The organism is Penaeicola halotolerans (genome assembly GCF_016464625.1).
Taxonomy (GTDB): Bacteria; Bacteroidota; Bacteroidia; order Cytophagales; family Cyclobacteriaceae; genus Penaeicola; species Penaeicola halotolerans.
Window position 1 is genome coordinate 321469 of record NZ_JAEAGO010000004.1, and the last position, 9785, is coordinate 331253.

Consider the following 9785-nt stretch of genomic DNA (forward strand, 5'->3'; position numbering starts at 1 on the left):
TCAATCCTTCCTATCTTTGCGGACTTATTAGATATTTAGCATGATCTACGTCAGTCGTAAAGAACATTTCAATGCAGCACACAAGCTGTACAATCCTAATTGGACCAAAGAAAAGAATGAGGCTATTTTTGGACCTTGCGCCAATGAAAATTGGCATGGGCATAATTTTGAACTGATCGTGACGGTAGGGGGGATTCCTGATCCTGAGACTGGTTTCGTAGTTGATATGAAAGCTTTAAGCCAAGTGATTAAGGCTGAATTGATTGATAAAGTAGATCATAAGAATCTTAACCTAGACGTAGATTTCATGAAAGGTAAAATGGCCAGCTGTGAGATTTTCATCATGGAGATGTGGAAAATATTAGCACCTGCCATTGCTAAAATCACCACCAATGGTCAGCTATATAAACTGAAACTGTATGAAACTCCAAGGAATTTTGTGGAGTACTACGGAGAAAATGCATAAGCTTTGAAATATTATATCATAGCAGGAGAGCGATCAGGAGACCTTCATGGGTCTAATTTGGCTAAGGAACTTTTTAATCAAGATACCGATGCTGAAATCATAGGCATGGGAGGTGACTTCATGGCTGAGGCTGGAGTATCACTCCATTTTCACTATAAGGACATTGCTGTCATGGGCTTCTGGGAAGTGCTAGTCAATATCCGTAAGGTGAAACACATGATGGACGCTGTAAAACGTGATTTACTCCGCACCAAACCTGATGTACTCGTGCTGATAGATTTCGGAGGCTTTAACATGAAAATGGCCGCTTTTGCCAAATCACAGGGCATCAGAGTGCATTATTACATTTCCCCTAAAGTATGGGCTTGGAATACCAAAAGAGCTTGGAAGCTTAAGGAAATAGTAGACCGAATGTTTGTCATATTACCTTTCGAGAAGGATTTCTTCCAGCAGTTTGACTGGGAGGTAGATTATGTAGGCAATCCACTGTTAGATGCGATTAGAGACTTTACCCCGCATGACTTCTTTTATCAAAAGAATGAGCTGAATTACAAGCCCATCATAGCACTCTTACCCGGTAGTCGTGAGCAAGAGGTCTTGAATATGTTGAAACCAATGCTTTCAGTCATCAAGCAGTTTGATCAATTCCAATTTGTCTTGGCTGGGGTTAAAAACTTGGATGACAATATCTATGCATCAGCTAGAAGGCTTGGTATTAATGTGATCTACGATCAAACTTATGACCTGCTCCACTATGCCAATGCAGCTCTAGTGACCTCTGGTACAGCTACACTGGAAACAGCACTCTTTGGTGTTCCTCAAATAGTTTGCTATAAAACGAGTCCGCTAAGTTATCAAATAGGTAAGCGCGTCATCAAAGTGCCATACATCTCTTTAGTGAATCTCATTGCAGATAAACCTGTAGTCAAAGAGTTGATCCAGGATGAGCTGAATGCTGAGCAGCTATCGGTCAACCTCAGATTGATCACTGCTGACCTGTACACCAAAGGCGTGATAGCAGAGGGTTATCAAGAGATCAAAGAAAAGCTAGGGAATGAAAAAGCCTCACAAAAACTTGCGAGGCTTATCATAGAAGATTTATCAAAAGTTAAAGCTTAAGCTACTTTCAATTTTTTGAATTTAGATTTATCAAACTTCTCAGAAGCATAGGCTCTATCGATCACCAAGGCTTCTTTATCTGTTTCTGAAGGTAATTCGTACATCGCATCTGTGATGATAGCTTCACAAATCGATCTTAGACCTCTAGCACCTAGCTTAAATTCTATCGCTTTTTCCACGATATAGTCTAGCGCATCTTCTTCAAACTTGAGGGAGATCCCTTCCATGTCCATTAGCTTTTTATACTGTTTGGTCAAAGCATTTTTTGGACTAGTCAAAATCATCTTGAGCGTTTCTTTATTTAGAGGCTCTAGATAAGTTAACACAGGAAGTCTACCTATGAGTTCTGGGATCAAGCCGAATGATTTGAGGTCTTGAGCAGTCACATATTGCAGTAGATTGTCCTTATCGATATCCTCATAGTCTTCTTTACCACCAAACCCAAGAGGACGAGTATTCAGTCTATTGGCGATCATCCTCGTGATACCATCAAACGCTCCACCACAAATGAAGAGGATGTTTTCTGTGTTCACTGCGATCATCTTTTGATCAGGGTGCTTACGTCCTCCTTGTGGTGGGACATTGACTACTGTGCCTTCTAGCAATTTAAGCATGGCTTGCTGCACACCTTCACCACTGACATCTCTAGTGATAGAAGGATTATCTGACTTGCGAGCTATCTTATCGATCTCATCGATATATACGATCCCTCTTTCTGCTGCTTCTACATTATAGTTGGCAGCCTGGAGTAGTCTAGTCAAGATGCTCTCTACATCTTCACCGACATACCCTGCTTCTGTCAATACAGTAGCATCCGCTATGCAAAATGGCACTTCTAAAACCTTTGCTAGTGTCCTAGCTAAATATGTTTTACCTGTACCAGTATCGCCCACCATGATGATATTAGATTTTTCTATCTGTATTTCATCAGAGCTTTTATGCTGCATCAATCGCTTGTAATGATTATATACAGCTACCGTTAGGTATTTTTTAGCTTCATCCTGCCCTACGACATACTCATCCAAAAACTTCTTTAGTTCTTTTGGCTTTAGTAGGTTGAATTTTGGAGCCTTGTTCTCTTTTTGAACCTTATGCTCTTCGTCTAAAATTTGATTAGCCTGAGAGATACACTTGTCACATATGTGTGCATTGATCCCAGAGACCATCAGTTCGACATCTTTTTTATTTCTTCCGCAAAAGGAACAGGTTACTTGAGCCATAATTATTTTTTTCTGATCAATACCTCATCAATTAAGCCATATTCTTTAGCTTCTGATGATTTCATCCAAAAGTCTCTATCAGAGTCTTTTTCTATTTGTTCGTAAGTCTTACCACTGTGATGAGCCAAAATATCATATAGATCCTTCTTTACAGATAGTGTTTGCTTGAGGCTAATCTCCATATCTGAAGCTTGTCCTTGCATACCACTCATAGGTTGATGGATCATGATACGGGCATGTGGCAGGGCAGAACGCTTACCAGCCGCACCTCCAGCTAGTAGTACAGCCCCCATAGATGCTGCTAGTCCAGTACAGATCGTACCCACGTCAGGAGTCACAAAGTTCATGGTGTCGTATATACCAAGACCTGCATAAACTGACCCTCCAGGACTGTTGATGTATAAAAGAATATCTTTTTTGCTGTCAACAGACTCTAAGAATAGAAGTTGTGCAGTGATGATATTGGCGATATTATCATCCACTTGCATACCTAAAAAGATGATCCTATCCATGATCAATCTAGAAAACACATCTATTTCTCTGAAATTGGTAGGTCTCTCTTCAATGACAGCACGGGTCATATTTTCTATATGATTCACATATCCGTCAAAGGCAGTGCCACTCACACCTTGATTATGAATAGCGTATTTTCTAAACTCATTTTTATTTATCATTTCTTTTTTGATTAAAAGGGTTAAGTACAAAAATAAAAAAAAGCCCTACAGTGAGGACTTTTCTTTAACATATTTATTCACTGATTAGTTTGCTGCGATCTCGCGCAGTTTATCAGGGCTTACCTTTTCAGTTTTTACAGTGATTTGCTCTTTAGCCACAGCTAGTACTTTTTCAGATTGTACTTGATTGAGCGTCTTCATGTAGTTGTCACCATTCTCTCCTTTGAGATAGTTATCGACAAAAGCATCCATATTGGCTTCTAGCTGAGCACCTAAGCCACTTGCAGCAAGTTGCTCTCTGATCATATTTTTGGTAGCTTCTACGACATCTTCATGCTCAACTTTGATGCTGTTATTTTTAGCAATCTCATTAGCGATGATAGACCATCTAAGTTGAGTAGCATACTGATCATACTCTGCTGCTACTTGTTCCGCTGAAAACTTATTCTCATTAGCGGCTACTAACCATTTCTTGAGAAATTCATCAGGAAGATCGATCTTCATTTTAGATACGATAGCTTCTTTGATTTTTTCATTTGAAAATGAAGCAGCTTCTTTGTTGTAATTTGATGTAAGGACATCCTTCACTTTAGCTTTGAAACCTTCAAGTGAATCCACAGCATCTTTACCGAAAATCTTATCAAAAAAGTCTTGATTTAGTTCAGCTTCGCTAGTTCTATTGATGTTTTTCACAGTGAAAGTTGCTTTGCCAGTTGCGAAAGCTTGACTTTCTTCAGCAGTAAGATTCAAAATATCTTCAGCAGATTCACCTTTTTTGAAAGCTTTAGCAGGTTCAAATTCGATTGTATCATCTTTCTTTACTCCAATGAATTTCTTTTGAACACGACCATCCATTTTCTCTAAGGGAAGAGAGGTGGTCTTTTTAGTAGACCCATCTTCAGACACTAGTTCACCGAATATGAAGTCGCCTTCTTCACTCACTTCAGGATTTGAAGTATCACCATATTGGCTTCTGAGATTAGCGATAGTGTCTTCTACAGCCTTATCATCCAATTCGATTTCGTAAGCAGTAGCTTTGATTTTATCATTGAGCTCTATTTTTAGATCTCCAACAAAACCGATTTGATAGGCAAATTCAAACTCTTTTTGATTGTCCCAATCGATTCTTTTAGAAGCTTCCATGTCAGGAAGTGGCTCACCTAAGATTTGAATATCGTTGGTTTTGATATAATCATTAAGTGTCTTAGAAAGGATGTCATTGATCTCCTCTACCAACACAGATGTACCATACATCTTCTTGATCATGGATGCAGGAGCTTTTCCAGGACGGAAACCTTTGATGTTTACCTTTTTGCCGTAGTCTTTGATTTTAGCTTCGACTCTAGGTTGATAATCTGCTTCAGTTAACTTAATTTTAACTAAACCTTCGTTGTTAGATTTCTTGTCAAGTGTGATTTCCAAGGCAATATATGATTAGGTGAAAGATTACTTTAAACTAAAAACCCTCAATCTCGATGGATATCGTGACTGAGGGTTGTGTGTGCGGATGGAGGGACTCGAACCCCCATGCCTCGCAGCGCTAGATCCTAAGTCTAGTGCGTCTACCAATTTCGCCACATCCGCTTCTCTAATGTGGATGCAAAGGTAATTAGCTTTTTTATAATTTCAAGAGGCAGGTTGAAAAAATCTTAAAAAAATATTTCCTTAGATAGGGAGTCAAAATTTATGGTAATTTTAATTTATGATTAAAGTTGATGTAGAGTCAGAGCGTAAAGAGATATTAAAAAGGTATCGTAAGCTACTCAGATATGCGAAGCCATTTTTAAAGCCAGGTGATGCCCGTATTATTAAGAAGGCTTTCAATACTTCATTGGAGGCACACAAAGAAATGCGTAGAAAATCTGGTGAACCATACATTTATCACCCGTTAGATGTGGCGCAAGTATGTGTAGAGGAGATTGGGCTTGGTACGACAAGTATCGTAGCGGCACTACTTCATGATGTAGTCGAGGATACTGATGTGGAGCTGAGCGATATAGAAAGAGACTTCGGAACCAAAGTGGCTAAGATCATTGATGGTTTGACTAAGATCTCTGGAGTATTTGACTATGGTACTTCCCAGCAAGCAGAAAACTTCCGAAAGATGCTCCTTACATTATCTGAAGATGTGAGAGTTATCTTGATTAAGATAGCGGATCGTCTCAATAATATGAGAACCCTAGACAGCATGCCAAGGCATAAGCAGCTCAAGATAGCCTCGGAGACGATGTATCTCTATGCTCCTTTAGCCCACAGACTGGGACTTTATGCCATCAAGTCCGAACTGGAAGACTTACACTTAAAATTCACCGATACCCCAACCTATAGAACGATCTCGCATCAGATCAATAGCACAAAACTTGCTAGAAATAAATTTATAAAAGCTTTCACGGCTCCAGTAGAAGAGGAATTAGTAGCGCAGGGATTTACTTACCAGATCAAGGGTAGACCCAAGTCTATTCACTCTATATATAATAAGATGAAAAAGCAAAACATACCCTTCGAAGAGGTGTATGATCTTTTTGCTATCAGAATCATCATCGATTCTGAACCTGAAAATGAAAAGGCAGATTGTTGGCAGGTATATTCTATAGTGACTGATTTTTATAAGCCAAATCCTGATAGATTGCGCGACTGGATTAGTACGCCTAAGGCCAATGGCTACGAATCGCTACATACTACCGTGATGAGTAATACAGGACAATGGGTAGAAGTTCAGATCAGAACCACTCGTATGGATGATATCGCTGAAAAGGGATATGCAGCGCATTGGAAGTATAAGGAGAAGGAGCAGGCACCTAATCAAAAATATGGTTTGGAAGCATGGATCAGCAAGGTTCGCGATATGCTAGAGTCCAATGATAGCTCTGCGATAGAGTTTATGGACGATTTCAGGTCTAATTTATTTCAGGACGAAGTATTTGTCTTCACCCCTAAAGGTGATTTGAGAGCACTTCCTTCAGATGCCACTGCATTAGATTTTGCTTTTGATATTCATACGCAAATAGGAGCGAAGTGTATAGGGGCTAAAGTGAATCAAAAGCTGGTACCTATTAACTATAAACTCAAAAACGGTGATCAAATAGAAATCCTAACCTCAAATAAGCAAAAACCATCCGAAGATTGGTTGAGATTTGTGACTTCATCTAAAGCTAAAGCGGGTATCAAAGAAGCGATCAGAGAAGAGAAAAAAGGTTTTATCGCAGATGGAAAAGAGATCGTTCAGCGAAAGCTGAAGAGCATGAAGATTGAGTTTACTTCTGAAGTGGTGGATCAATTAAGAGCTTATTTTGAGACCAAAACTCCAAATGAATTTTACTATAGAGTTGGTAAGGGCCTGATAGATGCGACCCATATCAAAGCATTTAAGGAGGAAAAGAAAAAAAGAAAAGAGCAAAGTCCACTATCCAGTGTCACAGATGAGTCGAGTTTTGTCAAACAAATAAAAAATCTCAAAGGGCCAGATCATGACCAGTTGCTCATAGGAGAGGACATGGATGTGGTGGATTATATCATGGCCAAATGTTGCAATCCTATCCCTGGAGATGATGTCTTTGGATTCGTTACGATCAATGAGGGAATCAAAATTCATCGAACTTCTTGTCCAAATGCCCTTGAGTTACTTTCTAACCACGGTAATAGAGTCATCAAAGCTAAATGGACATCTCAGCAAGAGATCGCATTCTTAGCAGGTCTCAAGATTATCGGTACAGATAGAGTAGGTTTGATCAATGACGTCACCAAAGTGATCTCTAATGAACTGAAAGTAAATATGCGCTCGATCACAGTAGATTCTGATGCAGGAGTCTTTGATGGCACGATCAAGCTATATGTCAACAGTACCAAGCACCTCGATGAATTACGTCTAAAACTTATGAAGGTAGAAGGCGTATTAAAGGTGAATAGATTTGATTAAATCTTTTTAGCTGAGACTTTGTTGTCTTTGCAGTTATATTTGCGATTCCTAATGATAGATTTATTTAGATGGCATTAAACGAAACAATATTTACAGAGGTAAAAAAGATCTTTACAGCTTATCTGGAGAACAAAAAACTCCGAAAAACTCCTGAAAGATATGCTATACTCGAAGAGATATATGGTAGAGATGGACACTTTGACGTAGAGTCTCTATATATAAGTATGAAAAATAAGAACTACCGAGTTAGTAGAGCTACTGTGTATAATACCTTAGATCTTTTAGTAGAGTGTGATTTAGTTACCAAGCATCAGTTTGGAAAGAACCTTGCCCAATACGAGAAATCTTACGGTTATAAACAGCATGATCATTTAATTTGCACTGAGTGCCACAAAGTATTGGAGTTTTGTGACCCAAGGATTCAAAATATTCAAAACACAGTAGGAGAAGTTTTGAACTATAAAGTCATTCATCACTCCTTGATTTTATATGCTAGTTGCATGAAGCAGGATTGCGAGCATAAAAAGGAACTATCTGCTTAAGAAATCTCAAAATGAAAAATAGAAAAGAAGTTGTTGACGGAGTACTTTTACTTCATTTATCTGGTGACTTGATAGGTGATCAAGATGGCCCAAGATTATTAGAAATAGTAAATGATGGGATTAATAGTAAGATCACTAAGGCTATCATTAATTTAGAAGAGGTGAGATACATCAGTAGTAGTGGTATAGGGGTTTTGATCACTATCCTTACGAAGTTGCGAAATGTTGGTGGTGATATTGTATTGGCCAAGCCATCCGAGCATGTGAGTAAGCTTCTTATTATTACTAAACTGAATAATATCTTCCAAATCTACGATGATGTGCCAGAGGCACTGACAGCCCTCAAATAATCTAAATCGATAGGCAACAGGATATTATTTCAATTCCTGTTGTTTTTTTTTATGCTTATTGCAAACTTCACGCGGCATTTTAAAAATCACAAACAAACAGAAGATGAAATTAGACGTACTGCTTGGCTTACAGTGGGGAGACGAGGGCAAAGGTAAAATCGTAGATTATCTAGCACCTAAATATAATATGGTCGCAAGATTCCAAGGAGGTCCAAACGCAGGCCACACTTTAGAATTTGATGGGTTCAAACATGTGTTGCATCAGATTCCAAGCGGTATTTTCAGAGAAAACATTGAGAATGTCATTGGTAATGGAGTTGTATTAGACCCAGTAGTACTGAAGAGGGAGATATTGGCTTTAGATAAATTCCAGCTAGACTTAACGAAAAACTTTTTCGTATCCAAAAAGGCAGCTTTGATACTTCCGACCCACAAATTATTAGATGCAGCGTATGAAAACGCAAAAGGAGATCTCAAAATCGGATCTACACTAAAAGGAATAGGTCCAACATACCAAGATAAAATTGGTCGTATGGGTCTACGAGTGGGAGATATCTTAAGTGATAAATTCAAAGATCGCTACCATAGCATCAAAGAGCAGCACCTTTCTATTCTGGCATATTATAAACATGACACATCTTTATTAGATGAGATGGAGGGAGAATTTTACGCTGCGCTCGACTTTTTGAAGCAGTTCAACTTAGTAGATAGTGAATACCAAGTTAATGAAGCCCTAAAATCAGGAAAGACGGTATTAGCTGAAGGCGCGCAAGGATCTCTTTTAGACATAGATTTTGGTAGTTACCCTTTTGTGACAAGTTCTAATACGATGGCAGCGGGTGCTTGTACAGGACTTGGAGTTGCTCCAGCAAATATTGGTGAAGTATTTGGGATATTCAAAGCTTACTGTACGAGGGTAGGTAGCGGACCATTTCCCACAGAGCTTTCTGATGAGGTAGGTGAGATGATGAGAAAAGAAGGAAGAGAGTTTGGAGCCACTACTGGAAGACCTCGTAGATGTGGTTGGATTGATTTGCCAGCTTTGAAATATGTCATCACGATCAATGGAGTCACTCAGCTATTCATGATGAAGGCTGACGTGCTCAATATATTTAAGGAAATAAAAGCCTGCGTAGCTTATAAGCTATCTGATGGTTCAGTTACAGATAAGCTTTCGTTTGAAACACTTTATGAAGACATTGAGCCTATTTATGAAGTGTTGCCTGGTTGGAACTGTAGTTTAGATAATATTTCTGATTTCAATAAGCTCCCTCAGGAACTGACTAATTATGTTTCTTATTTAGAAAAGCACCTTGAAGTGCCAATCAAAATAGTATCGATTGGCCCAGACAGGACTCAAACAATCATACGATAATTTATTTAAATGTTTAAGAATGCAAGATTTTCATAAGTCTTGCATTTTTTTCTTCTTGTTACTCAGGGTGTTTGGTTAGTTTGTCAAAAAAGGTTTTGTGTATGATTTGGTAGTTGATTTAAA

General features: G+C 38.7%; 9 protein-coding genes and 1 tRNA gene. 6 read left to right on the top strand and 4 right to left on the bottom strand.

Annotated features, from left to right (window positions below; translation table 11 throughout):
* Positions 1-40: 40 nt before the first annotated feature.
* Positions 41-466 carry a 6-pyruvoyl trahydropterin synthase family protein gene (locus I5349_RS12335; RefSeq protein WP_226391077.1) on the top strand — a complete coding sequence of 142 codons (426 nt, stop codon included), beginning with the start codon at positions 41-43 and terminating at the stop codon, positions 464-466.
* A gap of 3 nt (positions 467-469) precedes the next feature.
* Positions 470-1585 carry a lipid-A-disaccharide synthase gene (gene lpxB, locus I5349_RS12340; RefSeq protein WP_226391078.1) on the top strand — a complete coding sequence of 372 codons (1116 nt, stop codon included), beginning with the start codon at positions 470-472 and terminating at the stop codon, positions 1583-1585.
* Here the strand turns inward: lpxB and clpX are convergent.
* From clpX to I5349_RS12360, 4 genes are all read right to left on the bottom strand, one after another.
* A complete protein-coding gene (gene clpX / locus I5349_RS12345; RefSeq protein WP_226391079.1) occupies positions 1582-2805 on the bottom strand; it encodes an ATP-dependent Clp protease ATP-binding subunit ClpX in 1224 nt (407 codons plus the stop codon). The two genes, lpxB and clpX, sit on opposite strands and share 4 nt — an antisense overlap.
* A gap of 2 nt (positions 2806-2807) precedes the next feature.
* On the bottom strand, positions 2808-3479 hold the full coding sequence (locus tag I5349_RS12350; RefSeq protein WP_262895399.1) for a ClpP family protease: 672 nt from the start codon (positions 3477-3479) through the stop codon (positions 2808-2810).
* A gap of 84 nt (positions 3480-3563) precedes the next feature.
* Positions 3564-4901, bottom strand: a complete 1338-nt coding sequence (gene tig, locus I5349_RS12355) for a trigger factor (RefSeq protein WP_226391080.1) — start codon at positions 4899-4901, stop codon at positions 3564-3566.
* An 80-nt stretch (positions 4902-4981) separates the two neighbouring features.
* Positions 4982-5063: transfer RNA gene (locus tag I5349_RS12360), tRNA-Leu, on the bottom strand.
* 118 nt (positions 5064-5181) lie between these two features.
* Here I5349_RS12360 and I5349_RS12365 point away from each other — a divergent pair.
* The 4 genes from I5349_RS12365 (at position 5182) to I5349_RS12380 (ending at position 9662) form a co-directional block, all read left to right on the top strand.
* Positions 5182-7395: a RelA/SpoT family protein gene (locus I5349_RS12365; protein WP_226391081.1), complete on the top strand. Its 2214-nt coding sequence runs from the start codon at positions 5182-5184 to the stop codon at positions 7393-7395.
* A gap of 68 nt (positions 7396-7463) precedes the next feature.
* Positions 7464-7937 carry a Fur family transcriptional regulator gene (locus I5349_RS12370; protein ID WP_226391082.1) on the top strand — a complete coding sequence of 158 codons (474 nt, stop codon included), beginning with the start codon at positions 7464-7466 and terminating at the stop codon, positions 7935-7937.
* A gap of 11 nt (positions 7938-7948) precedes the next feature.
* The gene (locus tag I5349_RS12375; protein WP_226391083.1) at positions 7949-8287 is read left to right on the top strand and encodes an STAS domain-containing protein; all 339 of its coding nucleotides are present in this window, start codon (positions 7949-7951) and stop codon (positions 8285-8287) included.
* Between the two features lie 103 nt (positions 8288-8390).
* Positions 8391-9662, top strand: coding sequence for an adenylosuccinate synthase (locus I5349_RS12380; RefSeq protein ID WP_226391084.1), 1272 nt, complete (start codon positions 8391-8393; stop codon positions 9660-9662).
* The last annotated feature ends 123 nt before the right edge of the window (positions 9663-9785 follow it).

Coding starts and splice junctions, on each gene's coding strand:
- I5349_RS12335 (WP_226391077.1), top strand. CDS start 41: ATGATCTACGTCAGTCGTAAAGAACATTTCAATGCAGCACACAAGCTG.
- clpX (WP_226391079.1), bottom strand. CDS start 2,805: ATGGCTCAAGTAACCTGTTCCTTTTGCGGAAGAAATAAAAAAGATGTC.
- I5349_RS12350 (WP_262895399.1), bottom strand. CDS start 3,479: ATGATAAATAAAAATGAGTTTAGAAAATACGCTATTCATAATCAAGGT.
- I5349_RS12365 (WP_226391081.1), top strand. CDS start 5,182: ATGATTAAAGTTGATGTAGAGTCAGAGCGTAAAGAGATATTAAAAAGG.
- I5349_RS12370 (WP_226391082.1), top strand. CDS start 7,464: ATGGCATTAAACGAAACAATATTTACAGAGGTAAAAAAGATCTTTACA.
- I5349_RS12375 (WP_226391083.1), top strand. CDS start 7,949: ATGAAAAATAGAAAAGAAGTTGTTGACGGAGTACTTTTACTTCATTTA.
- I5349_RS12380 (WP_226391084.1), top strand. CDS start 8,391: ATGAAATTAGACGTACTGCTTGGCTTACAGTGGGGAGACGAGGGCAAA.